We start from the raw sequence: 16,396 nt of genomic DNA, 5'->3' as shown, positions 1-16,396 counted from the left end.
GCGACCTCGTCGGTGGCGCGGGCGAGCCCGGCGGTGGGGTACGGCGCGAACGCCTGCAGCGTCCCGACCACCCGCTCGTCCACGACCAGCGGGCTGGCGATGGCGGTCCGCACCGGGCAGCCCGCCTCGTCGCAGCGCAGGTCGGCGCGGTCGAAGCTGCGGGTGCCGCTGGCCTCCAGGGTGGCGGCCGTGAGATCGACCGCCTGCCGCTCGTGGTGCTGGCCGGTGCCGTCCCAGGCCAGCGGTCCCGCGGTGTCGGTCAGGGCGAGCGCGGGCGTGCCGAGCAGCGCGCGCAGGTGCTTGATGGAGCGCTCGGCGCTGGTGGCCGTCAGTCCCTCGCGCAACGCCGGGCTGGCCAGCGACGCGGTGTGCAGGGTCCGGAAGGTCGCGCGGTCGGCCTCGGTCCCGAGGTGCGTACGACGCCAGGCCCGACCCATGGCGTCATCATGCCGCCAACCTCACCGTCGGGTGGCGCGGCTCACTTGAAGTCGATCAGCAGCAGGTCGGTGGCGGTGCCGTCGGAGGTGGTCTCCATCGGCGTCGGCTCGTCGAGCCGGTCCTCGGCGGTCCGCTGCTCCTCGGCGGTCGCCGGGGCGTGCCGCACGATCTTGTCGGCGACGACCGAGCGGAAGCAGCGGACGACGTACGGCAGCTGCATGCCGTCCATGCCGCGGCCGTAGTCGTCGTAGAAGGCGCGCACCTCGGCGAGCTTGGCCGAGCGCTCCTCCTCGTCGAGGACGGCCACGTTGGACCGCGAGCGCACCAGGTCGAGGATCGACTCGCGGTCCACGCCCTGCCAGTGCTTGAAGACGGCGTCGTCGACGAACCCGAAGTGGCCGCAGGTCGACACCGGCTCCGTCGGGTCGACGTCCTGCTCCTGGGTGCCGATGATCCGGCCCAGCTTGCGCACCCACGGGATCCGCTCGTCGCGCTCGTTCCACACCAGGGCCAGCCGCCCGCCCGGCTTCAGCACCCGCGCCATCTCGGGCAGCGCCCGGTCCAGGTCGAACCAGTGGAAGGCCTGCGCGCTCACCACCACGTCGTACGACGCGTCCGGTGCGGCGATCTCCTCGGCCCCGCCGACGGCCGTGCGTACGTCGGGCAGGTCGCGCTGCAGGATGGCCAGCATCGCCTCGTCGGGGTCGGTGGCGTGCACGTCGTGGCCCAGCTCGACCAGCTGCCGGGTGAGCTTCCCGGTCCCGGCGCCCAGCTCCAGGACGGTCGCCGGTCGCTCCCCGGTCAGCCACCGCGCCGCCTCGAGCGGGTAGCTCGGCCGGCCGCGGTCGTAGGCGTCGGCCACGGAGCCGAAGGAGCGGGCGTGGAGGTCACTCATCTGTCCCAGGCTAACGCCCGAGTAGCCTCGCGTCCGTGACCGCGGACCCCCTTGCCTGGTTGGTTTCCCTCGAAGGGGTGCCCAGCGCGTTCGCGGCGGCACGCGACGGGATCGACGCGGTGCTGCGCGACCGCGGCCTGCGCCGTACCTCTCCCGAGACGACGGCGGAGTCACTGCTGCGCGGCGCGCACGCGAGCGCGGTCCTGGAGGGCTCGGCTTCCTCGCTCACCGAGGTCCGCGAGGGCCGGGGCGACGACGTCGCGTGCGACGCGGTCCGGCTCTCGACCGAGCTGCTGGGCCTGGTCCCGACCCTGCGGACCGCGCCGCTGCAGGCGCTGGCCCGGCTGCACGCCGTGGCCGCGTCCGGCTCGGTGGAGCCCGAGCGACTCGGCCGCCCGCGCGACGCCGAGTCGGCGGACCGGCTGCGCGACCTGGCGGGGCTGCTGACCGCCCGCACCGAGGTGCCTGCGCTGGTGGTGGCCGCCGTCGTGCACGCGGGCCTTGTCACGACGGCGCCGTTCGCCTCCCACAACGGCATCATCGCCCGCGCCGCCGAGCGGCTGGTGCTCGCCGCCCGCGGCGTCGACGAGAAGTCGCTGGTGGTACCGGAGGCCGCCCACCTCGCCCTGCGCGCCGAGTACGAGTCCAACCTGCGCGGGTACGCCGCCGGCACCCAGCCCGGCGTCCACGCGTGGCTGCTGTACGCCGCCGAGGCGTACGCCGCCGCCGCCGAGGCGAGCCCGCTGCGCCGGGCCGCCGAGTAGGAGTTCTCGGGGAGAGCCCGACGTTCTGGGTGGAAGTTTCGGCGCAGAACGTCCAGATTCCCCGGTGGACCGGTGAATCCGCGCGCCCGGCTCCACATGCAGGTGGCGCCCCAGTCTCGAAGGACTCGGGCGCCACCGCTGACACGTGGGCCTCGGGCTACCAGGCGTGCAGATTCGAATCGCTGCCACCGGCAGATCCGGTTGGGTCAGCACCCTGTAGGAAGGGTCGGTCGCCGCGTGGGTACCCGGCTCACGTGTACGTCTGTGGAGTTGTTGAGTCCCTGTCTACGCCGCTTCCCCCGGGGGTTCAACCCTTGACTTTCTCCCCTATTGAGGGGAGGCACCGACCCCGCTGGGTCAGGCGTCGGGGCGGCGCTTGCGGGCGCTGGCCCACAGCACACCGCCGACCGCGACGGCGCCGCCGACGGCCAGGGCGGCCAGCGTGGGACCGGCGGGAGGCAGTGCTCGGCCGCGCAGGGTGACCGGTCTGGTGAAGACCAGGACCGGCCAGTCGTGGGTCGCCGCGACCTTGCGCAGCTCCCGGTCGGGGTTGACGGCGAAGGCGTGGCCGACCGCCTCGAGCATGGGCGTGTCCGTCACCGAGTCGCTGTAGGCGTAGCACTCGGCCAGGTCGTAGTCCCGCTGCTCGGCGAGCTCGCGGACCGCTCGCGCCTTCTCCTCGGCGTAGGCGTAGTACGCGATCTCGCCGGTGTACTTGCCGTCCGCGATCTCCATGCGCGTCGCGATGACCAGGTCAGCACCGAGCATCTCCGCGATCGGCTCGACGACCTCGGCCCCGCTCGCGGAGACGACGACCACGTCGCGACCGGCGGCCCGGTGCGCCTCGATCAGGGAGACGGCCTCGTCGTACACCAGCGGGTCGACGATGTTGTGCAAGGTGTCCGCGACGATCTCGCGGACCGTGGCGACGTCCCACCCGGCGCACAGCTGCGACATGAACTGCCGCATCTTCTCCATCTGGTCGTGGTCCGCCCCGCCGACGAGGTAGACGAACTGCGCGTACGCCGAGCGCAGCACCGCGCGCCGCGAGATCAGGCCGCCCGCCTGGAACGGCTTGCTGAACGCCAGCGTGCTCGACTTGGCGATGATCGTCTTGTCGAGGTCGAAGAAGGCGGCGGTGGGACGTAGCGCCGGAGCCGTCATGTCCTCATCGTAGGGACCCCTGCCGAGGACCGCGCCGGGAACCGTCCACAGGTGCACCCGCGTCGCGGCTCGTCCCCAGGCGCCACCGCGCCAGGCATCGTCGGTCGGTGCGGCAGGGGAGCGTCCGGGTCATGAACCCACCCCTCTTCGTCACCCGCGACGAGACCCTGCTCGACGAGCTGCTCCGGCTGGCCGCCGCGGCCGGGATCACCCCCGAGGTGGCGGCCGACGTCGGAGCCGCGCTGCGGTCGTGGACCGCCGCCCCGCTCGTCCTGCTCGGGTCGGACCTCGCCGCGGAGATGGCGCGACTGTGCCCACCGCGACGTGCCGGCGTCCACCTGATGAGCTGGGGCGCCTCGCCCGACGGGCTGTTCCGGGTGGCGCTCGACCTCCGCGCGGAGAGCGTCACCGATCTCCCGCGGTCCGACGCGTGGCTCGTCGAGACGCTGACCGACCTCGGCGACGAACGACCCACCCGAGGGCTGGTCGTGGGCGTCGTCGGTGGGTCCGGCGGCGTCGGGGCGACGACGTTCGCGTGCGCCCTGGGACAGGTGGCCGGCCGGACCGGCCCCGCCGTCGTCGTCGACACCGACCCGCTCGGTCCCGGCGTCGACCGGATGCTCGGCGTCGAGACCCGGGACGGCATCCGGTGGGACGCGCTCTGCCAGACCACCGGACGACTCAGCGCACGGTCGCTGCGCGAGGCACTGCCTCGCCGGGACGGCGTCGGCGCGCTGACCTGGGATCCAGGCGCCCGTGGCGCCCTGCAGGCGTTCGCGGTGCGCGAGGCGCTCTCGGCAGCCCAGCGCGGACACGACACGGTGGTGGTCGACCTGCCGCGCGGTGCCGACCCGGTCGTCGAGGAGATTGTGGCCAGGTGCGACCTCGTCCTCGTGCTCGTCGCGCCCACGGTGACCGGGGTCGCCTCGGCCGGCCGGGTGTGCGGTCGGCTGCCGGACCCGGACGGCGCCCGCCTCGTGGTGCGGGGGAGCGGGCTCGACGCCGACGAGGTCGCGCGCGTGACCGGGTTGCCCGTGCTGGCCCAGGTGGGTCACCAGCGAGGGCTCGACGAGGCCATCGACCTGGGGCTCGGTCCGGTCCGGTCGTGGCGCGGGCCGCTCGGTCGCGGCGCCGGCGCCGTCCTCGACCGTCTGGCGCTCAGCCGGGCCGCGGCGTGAGTGCCGAGCTGCCCGCGGGAGTGGTCGAGGCGGTCCGCGACGACCTCGTCACCAGACCGGGCGACCTCACCCCGCACCGGGTCGCGGAGGCGCTGCGCCGGGCGGGCCGGCCGGTCGGCGACGCGACGGTCCTGGCCGTGCACGACGTGCTGCGGCGCGACGTCCTCGGCGCGGGTCCGCTCGAGCCGCTGCTCCGGCTGCCCGGCGTGACCGACGTGCTCGTCAACGGCCCGGACGCCGTCCACCTGGATCGTGGTGACGGGCTCGAGCTGACCGATGTCCGGTTCCCGGACGACGAGGCGGTTCGCCGGCTGGCCCAGCGGCTCGCCGCCACCGCCGGTCGTCGTCTCGACGACGCCACTCCGTACGCCGACCTCCGCCTCGCCGACGGCACCCGGTTCCACGCCGTGCTCGCCCCGGTGGCGAGACCGGGCACGGTCGTCTCGCTCCGCGTCCCGAGCGCGCGGCAGTTCTCGATCACCGGTCTGGTCGGTGCGGGGATGATCGGTGCGGGCGCGGCCCGGCTGCTCGCCGCCGTGGTGGCCGCCCGTCTGGCGTTCCTGATCAGCGGCGGCACCGGCAGCGGCAAGACCACGCTGCTGGCGGCACTGCTCGCCACCGTCCCTCCCGAGGAGCGTCTGGTCCTGGTCGAGGACGCCTCCGAGCTCCGGCCCGACCATCCGCACGTCGTCGGCCTGGAGGGTCGGCCGCCCAACATCGAGGGCGCCGGAGCGATCGACGTCCGCACGCTGGTCCGTCAGGCGCTGCGGATGCGCCCCGACCGGCTGGTGGTCGGGGAGGTCAGGGGCGCGGAGGTCGTCGACCTGCTCGCCGCCCTCAACACCGGCCACGAGGGAGGCTGCGGCACGCTGCACGCCAACTCGGCCGCCGACGTCCCCGCCCGGGTCGAGTCGCTGGCCCTGGCCGCCGGGCTCGGCCGGCACGCCGCCCACAGCCAGCTGGCCTCCGGCGTCGACCTGGTGCTCCACCTGACCCGCGATCGCGACGGGACCCGGCGGTTGCGCGAGGTCGCGGTGCCGATCCGCGACGACACCGGCCTGGTGCGCATGGAGACGGCCGTGCGATTCACTCCGGACGGCGGGGAGGTCACCGGGCCTGCGGCCGCCCGGCTCGAGCGCGCGCTGGACGCGTCATGACGGCGCTCGCCGTCCTCGCGGCCGCGCTGGCCGCCGGGCTGGCGCTCGGTCGACCGCCACGTCTGCGGGGCTCGCCCGTGCGGCGACGTCCGGGCCGGCACCTGCTGCCGCTCGGACTCGTCCCGCCGGCGCTCCTGGTGGCGGGCACGTCACCCCGGGTGCTGGTGGTCGTCGGGCTGGCGGCCGCCGGTTGGCTGGCCGGCTCCGCCCTGTGGCGACAACGCCGGGCGCGACTGGAGGCCGAGCGGACGACGGTCCGCGTCCTGGAGACCTGCGAGCAGCTGGCCGGTGACCTCGCGGTCGGACAACCGCCCGGTCCCGCCCTCGCCCGCGCCGCGGCGGCCTGGTCCGACCTCGATCCCGTGGCGCGGGCCTTCACGGTCGGCGCGGACGTCCCCGCCGCCTGGCGGGAGGTCGCGACCCGGCCCGGCGCCGCGGACCTGCGCCACCTGGCGGCCGCCTGGCAGGTCTCCCACCGCACGGGGCAGGGGCTCGCCGAGGCGGTCGACCGCGTCTCCGCGCGCCTCCGCGCCGGGCAGGCCACCCGCCGGGTGGTGCGCGGCGAGCTGGCGTCGGCCCGCGCCACCGCACGGCTCGTCGCCGGGCTCCCGGTCGTCGCGCTGCTCATGGGGTCCGGCGCCGGCGGTGACCCGATCGGGTTCCTGCTCGGTCATCCGGTCGGCCTCGCCTGCCTCACCGGCGGGCTCGGTTTCGCGATGGCGGGTCTCGCCTGGATCGAGGCGCTGGCCCGCGACGTCGACCGGGCCGGGTGAAAATGGTGACCTGGCCGGCCGTCCTCGCCGCCGTCGCCGCGGCTCTCGTCGTGCTCCTCCTGGTGCCCGGGCGTCCGCGCCTTCGCGACGGCCCGGTCAGACCGATGCCCGACCCGGCTGAGGGTGGGACCGGCTGGATGATGCGGTTCCGACCGTTGTGGTGCCTGCTCGCCGGCATGGCCGGAGCAGTCTTCGTCGGCGGGACCGCCGGGCCGGTGGCCGGAGTCGCCGCCGCGGGAGCCCTGTGGCTCGTGATCGGCCGTGCCGAACCCCCGTCCGTACGCCGGCGGCGCGAGCAGACCCGGGCCGACCTCCCCCACGTGGTGGGGCTGCTGGCGTCCGCGCTGCGGGCGGGCGCGGCCACGGGGGAAGCCGTCGGGGTCGTGTGCGAGGCCTTGCCGGGCGCGGCCGGCGACCGGCTGGCTCCGGTCGCCGCCAGGCTCGCTCTTGGTGTGGATCCGATCCGGGTCTGGGAGCAGCTCGCGGCCGACGACGCACTCGGTCCGCTCGGCCGAGCCCTGGCCCGGGCGCAGGCCACCGGCGCTCCGGTCGTCCGCTCCGTCGAGCGGCTCGCCGAGGACCTGGCGGCCGGTGCGCGCGCCGAGGTCGAGGACCGGGCGCGTGCGGTCGGTGTCAAGGCCGCGCTGCCGCTCGGGCTCTGCCTGCTCCCGGCGTTCGTGCTGATCGGCATCGTCCCGCTGGTCGCCGGGATGCTCGGGACGGTCGGGCTGTGAGGCCGGGTCTCGGACGCGCCACGAGCCGTCCACCGATCGGTGCCCGTCATCGCCTTCCACAGGGCGGGGATCGGGACCGGCGGCCGGACCGCAGGACGCCGCAGGCTCGATGCACCAGGCCGCACCCGTGGCCCTGACGAGGAGGAGACCTCATGCACGACCACCGGCAGGACCCGACCCCCGAGCAGCTCCAGCAGCCCGCGCGCGAGCGCCGCGAGGAACGGGGCATCACCACCGCCGAGTACGCCGTCGGCACGGCCGCGGGCGCGGGGCTCGCGGGTCTGCTCTACAAGATGCTCACCGGCGGCTTCGGCAACGAGCTGCTCTCGACGCTGTTCGACCACGTGCTCGGCCTGCTGGGCATCGGATGACCCGCCGCCCCCGACGCACCCGTGCTGTCCGCGGAGATCGCGGAGGTCGCGGAGGAGCTCGCCCCGAGAGCGGCGCGGCCACGGCCGAGCTGGCGATGGCGCTGCCGATCCTGGTCGCGGTGACCATCGGACTGGTCTGGCTGCTGGCGGTCGGGGCCGCTCAGATCCGGGTCGTCGACGCGGCGCGCGAGTCAGCCCGGGCCGCTGCCCGGGGCGACGACGACGCCGCGGCGGTGGCGCGGGGGGAACAGGTGGCCCCGGCGGGAGCCGCGGTCGTCCTGAGCCGCTCGGGCGACCAGGTCCGCGTGGTCGCGTCGGGGGAGGTGGGTGGTCCCGGCGGTCTCTTCCGCTTCCTGCCGGGGGTCACCGTCCGAGCGGAGGCCGTCGCCGCCGCCGAGGGAGAGGGCGGGGCTGGGGGAGTGACGCCGTGAGCGCCGACGACCGGGGTTCGGCGACCGTTCCGGCGGTGGCGTTCCTCGGCGTGCTGCTGCTCCTGGGAGTCGCGCTGGGCGCCGTGGCGGCTGTGGTCGTCGCTCACCGCTCGGCGCAGTCCGCGGCCGACCTCGCCGCCCTCGCCGCGGCGACGGCGCTGGCCGAGGGTGGCGACGGCTGCGGGGCAGCGGCATCGGTGGCCGGCGCCAACGACGCGGAGGTCACCCGGTGTGTGCTCTCCGGGCGGGAGGCGCGGATCAGTGTGCGGGTCGCGGGGCCGCGGTGGCGGATGCTGGACGTCGACCCGGAGGCCGAGGCGCGCGCCGGGCCGGCCTGAGGTCGACCGTCGGCGATCCGCTCAGCGCCGGTCCTGGTCCGCGTCGTCGTTGTCTCGGCGCCGCTCGCGGTCGGCGACCTCCAGCTTCTCGGAGAGCTCCTCGAGTCTCTTGGACTCGCGTCGCTGGCGCAGGGTGCGCTTGGTGCCGTACTTCAGGATCCCGAAGCCCCACAGGATCGCCAGCCCGGCGCCGACGCCGAGCAGGAAGAGCCCGAGCGGGCTGACGCCGAGGCCGACCACCTCGAGCGTCGTCCCGTTCATCTCGGCGGTGAACACGGCCGACACGATGACGAGCGCGCCGGCACCGATGAGGACGAAGCCCAGAAGCACCATGGGGCCGAGGCTACTGCTCCGCAGGGTCCGTCGGGGCGCCCGCGAGCAGGACGTCGAGGAGGGCCTGCGCGCCGGCCTTGTCGAGCGGGTTGTTCTGGTTGCCGCACTTCGGCGACTGGATGCACGAGGGACACCCGTCCAGGCAGGTGCACGCGGCGATCGCCTCGCGGGTGGCGGACAGCCAGGCACGGGCCGCGCGGAAGCCGCGCTCGGCGAATCCGGCGCCCCCGGGATGGCCGTCGTAGACGAAGACGGTGAGCACGCCGGTGTCGGGATGCACCGCGGTCGAGACGCCGCCGATGTCCCACCGGTCGCAGGTGGCGAAGAGGGGGAGCAGGCCGATCGAGCAGTGCTCGGCCGCGTGGGCGGAGCCGGGCAGGTCCGCCGCGGCCAGGCCGCTCTCGGCGAGGACGTGGTCGGGCACGGTCCACCACACCGAGGCGGTCCGCAGCGTCCGCACCGGCAGGTCCAGGGGCTCCTCGGCGATCACCTCTCCGCTGGGCTGGCGGCGCTTGAGGAAGGAGACCACCTGGTGACTCACGTCGACGTCGCCGAACGAGAGGCGGCAGCCGCCCCAGTCACGGTGCTCGCGCTCGCCGACGATGGTGATCTCGGTGACCTCGCGGGCGGAGGTCGAGTAGTCCGGGTCGGCGCGACGGATCTCGGCCACGTGCTCGTCGAGGTCGAGCGAGTCGACCAGCCACGTCTCGCCGCGGTGGACGTAGACCGCGCCGGCGTGGGCCGTGGAGTGGGCACTGGAGGCGTCGACCGTGCCGATCACCCGGCCGGTGCCCGCCTCGACCAGCTGCACGGGCGCGCCACCCGCAGAGCGGATGTCCGCGAGGTCGGCGGCGCGGCGTCGGTCGGTCCAGAACCAGCCGCGGGGGCGGCGTCGCAGCAGGCCGGCCTCGGTCAGGGCGTCGAGCACGTCGCGGGCGCCGGGACCGAAGAGCGGGAGGTCGGCCTCGGTGAGCGGTGCCTCCTGGGCGGCGGCGCACAGGTGCGGGCCGAGGACGTAGGGGTTGCCCGGGTCGAAGACGGTCGCCTCGACCGGGCGGCCGAGCAGGGCCTCCGGGTGGTGGACGAGGTAGGTGTCGAGCGGGTCGTCCCGGGCGACGAGCACGCCCAGCGCGTCCTGGCCGTCCCGGCCGGCGCGGCCGAGCTGCTGCCACATCGCAGCGCGCGTGCCGGGGAAGCCCGCCATCAACACGGCGTCCAGGCCGGCGACGTCGATGCCGAGCTCGAGCGCGTTCGTCGCGGCGAGGCCGAGCAGGTCGCCCCGCCGCAGCGCGGCCTCGATCGCGCGCCGCTCCTCGGGGAGGTAGCCACCGCGGTAGGCCGCCACTCGCCCCGGCAGGGACGGGTCGACCTCGGCGAGCAGTCCGGCCGCCGTCGACGCGACGTGCTCCACCCCGCGCCGGGAGCGGACGAAGGCGAGGGTGCGCACCCCCTCCAGCACCAGGTCGGTCAGCAGGTCGGCGGTCTCCGAGGACGCGGCCCGGCGCACCGGCGCGCCGTTCTCGCCGGTGTGGGGGGTGAACGGGGGCTCCCAGAGCGCCAGCGACACCTGGCCGCGCGGCGAGTCGTCGCCGGTGACGGCGAGGACGTCGAGACCGGTGAGCCGGTGGGCGGCGACCTCCGCCTCGGCCACGGTGGCCGAGGCGAGCACGAACGTCGGACGGGCGCCGTACGACGCGCACACCCGGCGCAGCCGCCGCAGCACGTGGGAGACGTGGGCGCCGAAGACGCCGCGGTAGTGGTGACACTCGTCCACCACGACGTAGCTCAGCGAGCCGAGGAACGCCGCCCAGCGGGCGTGACCGGGCAGCAGGGAGCGGTGCAGCATGTCGGGGTTGGTCAGGACGTACTCGGCGTGGTCGCGGGACCAGTCGCGCTGGTCGCGGGAGCTGTCGCCGTCGTGGGTGGTGACCCGGACGTCGAGGCCGAGACCCGACAGGGAGGTCAGCTGGTCCTGGGCGAGCGCCTTCGTCGGGGCGACGTAGAGCACGGTGGCGCCGCGCTGGCCCCGGGGGCGGCGGCTGTCACGGATCCGGGAGAGCGCGGGCAGCTGGTAGGCCAGGGACTTGCCCGACGCGGTGCCGGTGGCGAGCACGACGTGCTGACCCTCGTGCGCGGCGTCGGCGGCGACCGCCTGGTGCCGCCACGGGGTCGAGACGCCGCGTCGGCGGAACGCATCGACGACGTCGGGGGCGGCCCAGGCCGGCCAGTCGGCGCGGACTCCGGCGCGGGCGGGAAGCACCTCGACGTGGGTGAGCCGGTCCTCGCGCTCGGGCCGGGCGGCGAGACGCTCGATCGGCCCCGGGAGCGCGGGTTCGCTGCGCGGGATGGTCGTCGTCGTCACGCTCCCGATCCTGACAAACGGCACCGACAGCGTCGGGTCGTGGTGGCCGTCCGTGGTGTGGCCCTGTTTACTTCTTTGTGCGCACGGGCGTCCGGCATGGTTTCATTGTCCAGGCCGGGTATCGGGCGCGTGTCGTTCCGGACTCGGGAACCGGTCAGAAAAATCCTCCAGGGGAGTACACGTGGACCTCACTCTTGCAACGCGCGACGTCGATGGGAAGACCATCGTTGCCGTCGGTGGCGAGATCGACGTCTACACCGCGCCGAAGCTGCGCGACAAGATCACCGAGCTCGTCGCAGCCGGGGTCTACGACATCGTGATCGACATGGAAGCCGTCGAGTTCCTCGACTCCACCGGGCTCGGCGTGCTGGTCGGCGGGCTGAAGAAGGTGCGCGCCCACGACGGCTCGCTGCACCTCGTGTGCACCCAGGACCGGCTCCTCAAGATCTTCCGCATCACCGGCTTGGCGAAGGTGTTCGTGATCCACGACTCCGCCGACGCCGCTCTCGCCGGCAGCTGATTCCGCCTGCGCGGCCCTCCGCGCATCTGTACGCCCCGGTCGTCCCTCAGGGACACCGGGGCGTCGTCGTTCCCGCTCACCGGTCGTTCCGCGACGCTCGGAGAGCACGAATCGCCGGTCAAGATGTGACGCGCATCACTCAAACGCGCGTGACGTAGATCTCGTCTGCGTAGACTCCGGCTCGTTCTCAGACCTGAGTCACTCCCAGCTATCGCAGGAGGAAACGCATGACGGGAATCGCGCCCGCTGTGGTGGAAGTCTCCGGCGGCAATCTCGTCCTGGTCATCGTCGTCGCCCTGATCGCGCTCGGCGCGCTCGCCATGGCAGCGATGTTCCGCCAGGAGGTCCTAGCCGCCGGCGAAGGCACCGACAACATGAAGGCCATCGCCCAGGCGGTGCAGGAGGGCGCCAACGCCTACCTGACCCGCCAGTTCCGGACGCTCGCGATCTTCGCCGGGATCGCGTTCTTCGCGCTCCTGGTGCTTCCGGCCGACGACGCCATGGTGCGGATCTTCCGGTCGGTGTTCTTCATCGTCGGCGCGGGCTTCTCCGCGACCGTCGGCTACCTGGGCATGAACCTCGCCGTCCGCGCGAACCTCCGGGTCGCGGCGGCAGCCGAGAGCACGGGCCGCGAGCCCGCCATGCGGATCGGTCTGCGGACCGGGGCGATGGTCGGCATGCTCACCGTCGGTCTGGGACTGCTCGGGGCCAGCCTCGTGGTCCTGTTCTTCCAGGACGAGGCCCCGCACGTGCTGGAGGGCTTCGGCTTCGGTGCCGCCCTACTCGCGATGTTCATGCGGGTCGGCGGAGGCATCTTCACCAAAGCCGCCGACGTCGGGGCCGACCTGGTCGGCAAGGTCGAGAACAACATCCCCGAGGACGACCCGCGCAACGCCGCCACCATCGCCGACAACGTCGGCGACAACGTCGGTGACTGCGCCGGCATGGCCGCCGACCTCTTCGAGTCGTACGCCGTCACCCTGGTCGCCGCGCTGATCCTCGGCTCGCAGGCCTTCGGCGACGCCGGCCTGGTCTTCCCGCTGCTGATCCCCGCGATCGGTGCGCTGACCGCCGTCGCCGGCGTCTACCTGACCCGGCCCAAGGCCGGCGAGAACGGCCTGACGACCATCAACCGGTCCTTCTACCTCTCCTCGGCCATCGCGGCGGTGGCCAGCGTGGTGCTGGCCTACGTCTACCTCCCGGGCAGCTTCTCGGAGTTCGACAACATCGACGCCGGCCTCGTGGGCGCCGACGGCGACCCGCGCTTCATCGCCGCCGCCGCGGTCGTGATCGGCATCGTCATGTCGGCGGGCATCCTGGCGCTGACGGGCTACTACACCGGCACCGAGCACCGCCCGGTCAAGGACGTCGGCAAGACGTCGCTGACCGGCGCCGCGACGGTGATCCTCTCCGGCCTCTCGGTCGGGTTCGAGTCGGCCGTCTACACGACCCTCGTGATCGGGGCCGCCGTGTTCGGGGCGTACCTCCTCGGTGGCGCGGCCCTGACCGTCTCGCTGTTCGCGGTCGCCCTGGCGGGCTGCGGACTGCTCACCACCGTCGGCGTGATCGTCGCCATGGACACCTTCGGGCCGGTCTCCGACAACGCCCAGGGCATCGCCGAGATGTCGGGCGACGTCAGCCCCGGCGGCGCGCAGATCCTCACCGAGCTGGACGCGGTCGGGAACACCACCAAGGCGATCACCAAGGGCATCGCGATCGCGACGGCCGTGCTGGCGGCCACCGCCCTGTTCGGGTCGTACGCCACCTCGGTCTTCGAGGAGCTCGCCGACGCCAACGTGAGGCCGGACGAGGCGTACCTGCTCGACTTCAGCGTCTTCAACCCGGCGGTCATCGTCGGCGTCCTGCTCGGTGCGGCCGTGGTGTTCCTCTTCTCGGGCCTGGCGATCAACGCCGTGGCCCGGGCGGCAGGCGCGGTGGTCTACGAGGTACGTCGTCAGTTCCGCGAGATCGCCGGGATCATGGAGGGCACCGGCCGACCGGAGTACGGCAAGGTCGTCGACATCGTCACCAAGGACTCGCTGCGCGAGCTGATCACGCCGGGCATCCTGGCGGTGCTGGCTCCGATCGCGGTCGGCTTCGGGCTCGGCGTGACGGCGCTGGCGGGCTTCCTCGCCGGTGCGATCGGCACCGGCACGCTGATGGCGGTCTTCCTCGCCAACGCCGGCGGCGCGTGGGACAACGCCAAGAAGCTGGTCGAGGACGGCCACCACGGCGGCAAGGGCTCCGACGCGCACGCGGCGACCGTCATCGGCGACACCGTCGGCGACCCGTTCAAGGACACCGCCGGCCCGGCCATCAACCCGCTGATCAAGGTGATGAACCTGGTCTCGCTGCTGATCGCGGGCGCGGTCGTCTCGCTGAGCGTGGGCGACGACCAGAACAACATCCTCCGCGGCGTGATCTCGGTCGTGGCGGTGGCGATCATCGCCGCGGCCGTCTACGTCTCGAAGCAGCGGGAGGTCACGCTCGGCGACGACGTACCGCCCGCCCCGCCCGCGGCGCCGCCGACGACCCAGGTCGACCCGACGCCGACGGTGCAGAGGTAGCGCCCGACGTACGACGTAACGCGGCCCGCCCGGATCTCCGGGCGGGCCGTGCTGCGATCCAGCGCCGACTGTCCGCGGGTCCGCCTCCTAGGCTGTGCCGGTGACCACCAGCGACCTGCCGCAGCGGCTCCGCGAGGCCCTGACGACCGCGAACTTCACCTACGACGCGGTCGCCGACCTGCTGGGTCCGCTGGCCCACGGCGCGCTGGCCCGCAACGAGACCCGGCCGGGGGTACGCCGCACCACCGGGGGGTCGCCGCTCGAGACGCTGGTGCGACTGTTCCTGCTGCAGCAGCCGGTGCCGGCGGATCGCGCCGAGGCGGCGCTCCCGGGTCTGGTCGACCGGCTGGCCAACGAGGGGATCCTCGAGCAGTCGATCGGTGAGGTCGCCGCGCGGCTGGACGTGCGGCCCTACGCGACGGACGCCGGCGAGGACCTGTGGGTGGTCAGCGACCTGACCCCCGGCCTCGACGGCGGACCGCAGCGGGTCGGACCGCAGCACGTGCTGGGGATCAGCTCGGCCTCGACGTCCCTGGCCCAGCTCACGCTGCGCGACCCCGTCGCCCGTGCCCTCGACCTCGGCACCGGCTGTGGGGTGCAGGCGCTGCACCTGGCCGCGCACAGCACCTCCGTGGTGGCGACCGACGTCAACCCGCGCGCGCTGTGGATCACCCGGTTCAACACCGCGCTCAACGGCGTCGCCGACCGGGTCGAGGTGCGGGACGGGTCGTTCTTCGAGCCGGTCCGGGGAGAGCGCTACGACCTGATCGCCACCAACCCGCCGTTCGTCATCTCGCCGGCCACGGGGGAGCGGCTGGTCTACCGCGACTCCGGTCTGCCGGGCGATCGGGTGGTCGAGGACATCGTGCGCGCGGCGCCGGACCACCTGAACCCCGGCGGCTGGTGCCAGGTGCTCGCCAACTGGGTGATCGAGCGGGACCGTCCGTGGGACGAGCGGCTGGCCGGCTGGCTGGCCGACGACTGCGACGCGTTCGTCGTGCAGCGCGAGGTCGTCGACCCCGCGCAGTACGTCGAGCTCTGGCTCAAGGACGCCGGTCACCACGGCGCGCCGGACTACGCGCACCGCTACGACACCTGGCTCTCGTGGTTCGACGAGCAGGGCATCGAGGCGGTCGGGTTCGGCTGGGTCAACCTGCGCAAGCGTCCCGACTCCGGTACGCCGGCCCGGGAGCTGCTCGAGTGGCCCTACGACGTCGAGCAGCCGATCGCTCCGGCGATCGGCGCCTGGGGCGACGCGGTCGAGGCGCTCGCCGACGGGGTCGGACTCGACTCCCGGCTGAGCGTCCGGACCGACGTGCGCCAGGAGACCGTCGGCGCGCCTGGAGCCGAGGACCCGGAGGTCGTCGTGCTGCGCCAGCAGCGGGGGCTGCGCCGGGCGCGGCAGGTCGACACCGTGGAGGCGGGGCTGGTCGGGGCCTGCGACGGTGAGCTCGCCGTCGGCCAGATCCTGGACGCGCTGGCCCAGCTCCTGGACCGGGACGCGGCCGAGACCCGGACGGCGTACCTCCTCGTGGTCCGCGAGCTGGTCGCGGAGGGCTTCCTCGAGCCGGCCTGATCGTGCGCGCGCCGGGGTCACTCGGCAGCTCGGGCGCGGTCGCGCAGCGACACCAGCTGCTCGCGCGTGGCGCCGAGCAGGACGTCGGACCGGTACAGCGGGAGCAGGTCGGGCACGCCGTCCGGCCGGCGCTGCAACGGGTGACCGCGGAAGCCGTGGAGCGCGCCGGACACCTCGCGACCCGACGACGACAGCGAGCCCGGCAGGCCGAGGGTGTCCTGCACGGTGCCGACCCGGCGGGGGCCGGCCGGGTGGAACAGCCCGTTGGCCTTGCCGACCGCCCAGCAGATGCCGCCGGCCAGGTGGGCAGCGGATCTCGGCCGGGTGATCCGCACCCGGTCCTCGACCCACAGGGCGAGCAGGGCGTGCCGGAAGGCATGGGCGGTCTCGTCGTCGAACCACCGCTCGGCCACGATGTCGAGCAGCGTCGCGGCGGCCTGGAGACGCTCCCGGGAGTCCTCGTCGGGACAGTCCGTGGGGAGGTCGGTCGCGTCGTCGGTCAGCGGCTCCGCGTCGAGCGCGTCCACCGCCGCCCGCCCGCCGCAGACCTCCGTGAGCCAGTCGAGCACCTGCACGTGGTGAGGCGGCGGCGGAGCCGGGGGAGGAGGCGCCGGGCGTTCGACGTACGCCGCCCACTCGGTGCCGGCGGCGCGCTCGTGCCACGTGTCGACGAGCCGGCCGCCGACGAAGACGAGGTGGGTGACGCGCTCGTCGAGGGCGACGCCGGCGCGGGGATAGGGGTCGGGATCGAACCAGTCGTGCACGGGGACCTCCACGGGTCGGGGGCGGTGGATG

At 74.2% G+C, this 16,396-nt stretch carries 16 protein-coding genes; 11 read left to right on the top strand and 5 right to left on the bottom strand.

Going from position 1 to position 16,396, the window contains the following annotated elements:
- Window positions 1–478: 478 nt before the first annotated feature.
- Window positions 479–1,333, bottom strand: a complete 855-nt coding sequence (locus VMF51_RS05665; protein ID WP_325473437.1) for a class I SAM-dependent methyltransferase — start codon at window positions 1,331–1,333, stop codon at window positions 479–481.
- A 35-nt stretch (window positions 1,334–1,368) separates the two neighbouring features.
- Here VMF51_RS05665 and VMF51_RS05660 point away from each other — a divergent pair, with 35 nt between their 5' ends.
- A complete protein-coding gene (locus VMF51_RS05660; protein ID WP_325473436.1) occupies window positions 1,369–2,097 on the top strand; it encodes an oxidoreductase in 729 nt (242 codons plus the stop codon).
- A 357-nt stretch (window positions 2,098–2,454) separates the two neighbouring features.
- On the opposite strand, the gene VMF51_RS05655 is transcribed toward VMF51_RS05660, so the two are convergent.
- Window positions 2,455–3,261, bottom strand: a complete 807-nt coding sequence (locus VMF51_RS05655; protein WP_325473435.1) for an HAD-IB family hydrolase — start codon at window positions 3,259–3,261, stop codon at window positions 2,455–2,457.
- Window positions 3,262–3,392: 131 nt separating this feature from the next.
- On the opposite strand from VMF51_RS05655, the gene ssd reads away from it, so the two are divergent.
- From ssd to VMF51_RS05620, 7 genes are all read left to right on the top strand, one after another.
- Window positions 3,393–4,439, top strand: a complete 1,047-nt coding sequence (gene ssd, locus VMF51_RS05650; RefSeq protein WP_325473434.1) for a septum site-determining protein Ssd — start codon at window positions 3,393–3,395, stop codon at window positions 4,437–4,439.
- Entirely contained in the window at window positions 4,436–5,596 is a 1,161-nt protein-coding gene (locus VMF51_RS05645; RefSeq protein ID WP_325473433.1) for a TadA family conjugal transfer-associated ATPase, read from the top strand. Before ssd ends, VMF51_RS05645 begins: the two co-directional genes overlap by 4 nt.
- The gene (locus VMF51_RS05640; RefSeq protein ID WP_325473432.1) at window positions 5,593–6,369 is read left to right on the top strand and encodes a type II secretion system protein; all 777 of its coding nucleotides are present in this window, start codon (window positions 5,593–5,595) and stop codon (window positions 6,367–6,369) included. Before VMF51_RS05645 ends, VMF51_RS05640 begins: the two co-directional genes overlap by 4 nt.
- Before the next feature lie 137 nt (window positions 6,370–6,506).
- Window positions 6,507–7,103, top strand: a complete 597-nt coding sequence (locus tag VMF51_RS05635; protein ID WP_325473431.1) for a type II secretion system F family protein — start codon at window positions 6,507–6,509, stop codon at window positions 7,101–7,103.
- A 152-nt stretch (window positions 7,104–7,255) separates the two neighbouring features.
- A complete protein-coding gene (locus tag VMF51_RS05630; RefSeq protein ID WP_325473430.1) occupies window positions 7,256–7,474 on the top strand; it encodes a DUF4244 domain-containing protein in 219 nt (72 codons plus the stop codon).
- Window positions 7,471–7,905 (top strand): TadE family type IV pilus minor pilin, encoded by a 435-nt coding sequence (locus VMF51_RS05625; RefSeq protein ID WP_325473429.1) that lies wholly within the window; start codon window positions 7,471–7,473, stop codon window positions 7,903–7,905. Before VMF51_RS05630 ends, VMF51_RS05625 begins: the two co-directional genes overlap by 4 nt.
- Entirely contained in the window at window positions 7,902–8,243 is a 342-nt protein-coding gene (locus VMF51_RS05620) for an Rv3654c family TadE-like protein (RefSeq protein ID WP_325473428.1), read from the top strand. Before VMF51_RS05625 ends, VMF51_RS05620 begins: the two co-directional genes overlap by 4 nt.
- Window positions 8,244–8,264: 21 nt before the next feature.
- Here VMF51_RS05620 and VMF51_RS05615 read toward each other — a convergent pair whose 3' ends face one another.
- Together VMF51_RS05615 and VMF51_RS05610 are read right to left on the bottom strand one after the other, a co-directional pair.
- Window positions 8,265–8,576 (bottom strand): hypothetical protein, encoded by a 312-nt coding sequence (locus tag VMF51_RS05615; RefSeq protein WP_325473427.1) that lies wholly within the window; start codon window positions 8,574–8,576, stop codon window positions 8,265–8,267.
- A gap of 10 nt (window positions 8,577–8,586) precedes the next feature.
- Window positions 8,587–10,938 carry a DEAD/DEAH box helicase gene (locus VMF51_RS05610; RefSeq protein WP_325473426.1) on the bottom strand — a complete coding sequence of 784 codons (2,352 nt, stop codon included), beginning with the start codon at window positions 10,936–10,938 and terminating at the stop codon, window positions 8,587–8,589.
- A gap of 181 nt (window positions 10,939–11,119) precedes the next feature.
- On the opposite strand from VMF51_RS05610, the gene VMF51_RS05605 reads away from it, so the two are divergent.
- From VMF51_RS05605 to VMF51_RS05595, 3 genes are all read left to right on the top strand, one after another.
- A complete protein-coding gene (locus tag VMF51_RS05605; protein ID WP_325473425.1) occupies window positions 11,120–11,458 on the top strand; it encodes an anti-sigma factor antagonist in 339 nt (112 codons plus the stop codon).
- Between the two features lie 227 nt (window positions 11,459–11,685).
- Complete coding sequence (locus tag VMF51_RS05600; protein ID WP_325473424.1) at window positions 11,686–14,025, top strand: sodium-translocating pyrophosphatase; 2,340 nt, start codon at window positions 11,686–11,688, stop codon at window positions 14,023–14,025.
- A 100-nt stretch (window positions 14,026–14,125) separates the two neighbouring features.
- Window positions 14,126–15,601 carry a class I SAM-dependent methyltransferase gene (locus VMF51_RS05595; RefSeq protein ID WP_325473423.1) on the top strand — a complete coding sequence of 492 codons (1,476 nt, stop codon included), beginning with the start codon at window positions 14,126–14,128 and terminating at the stop codon, window positions 15,599–15,601.
- A gap of 17 nt (window positions 15,602–15,618) precedes the next feature.
- On the opposite strand, the gene VMF51_RS05590 is transcribed toward VMF51_RS05595, so the two are convergent.
- A partial coding sequence (locus tag VMF51_RS05590) for a hypothetical protein (protein WP_325473422.1) occupies window positions 15,619–16,396 on the bottom strand: 778 nt, incomplete at its 5' end.

The sequence above is a fragment of the Nocardioides sp. genome (assembly GCF_035503875.1).
Lineage (GTDB): Bacteria > Actinomycetota > Actinomycetes > Propionibacteriales > Nocardioidaceae > Nocardioides.
This window is presented reverse-complemented; position numbering and strand designations above follow the sequence as displayed.

Bases quoted from the DNA above. Each gene is read 5' to 3' on its own strand.
- VMF51_RS05630 (WP_325473430.1), top strand. From the start codon at position 7,256: ATGCACGACCACCGGCAGGACCCGACCCCCGAGCAGCTCCAGCAGCCC.
- VMF51_RS05640 (WP_325473432.1), top strand. From the start codon at position 5,593: ATGACGGCGCTCGCCGTCCTCGCGGCCGCGCTGGCCGCCGGGCTGGCG.
- VMF51_RS05625 (WP_325473429.1), top strand. From the start codon at position 7,471: ATGACCCGCCGCCCCCGACGCACCCGTGCTGTCCGCGGAGATCGCGGA.
- VMF51_RS05665 (WP_325473437.1), bottom strand. From the start codon at position 1,333: ATGAGTGACCTCCACGCCCGCTCCTTCGGCTCCGTGGCCGACGCCTAC.
- VMF51_RS05635 (WP_325473431.1), top strand. From the start codon at position 6,507: ATGATGCGGTTCCGACCGTTGTGGTGCCTGCTCGCCGGCATGGCCGGA.
- VMF51_RS05615 (WP_325473427.1), bottom strand. From the start codon at position 8,576: ATGGTGCTTCTGGGCTTCGTCCTCATCGGTGCCGGCGCGCTCGTCATC.
- VMF51_RS05600 (WP_325473424.1), top strand. From the start codon at position 11,686: ATGACGGGAATCGCGCCCGCTGTGGTGGAAGTCTCCGGCGGCAATCTC.
- VMF51_RS05655 (WP_325473435.1), bottom strand. From the start codon at position 3,261: ATGACGGCTCCGGCGCTACGTCCCACCGCCGCCTTCTTCGACCTCGAC.
- ssd (WP_325473434.1), top strand. From the start codon at position 3,393: ATGAACCCACCCCTCTTCGTCACCCGCGACGAGACCCTGCTCGACGAG.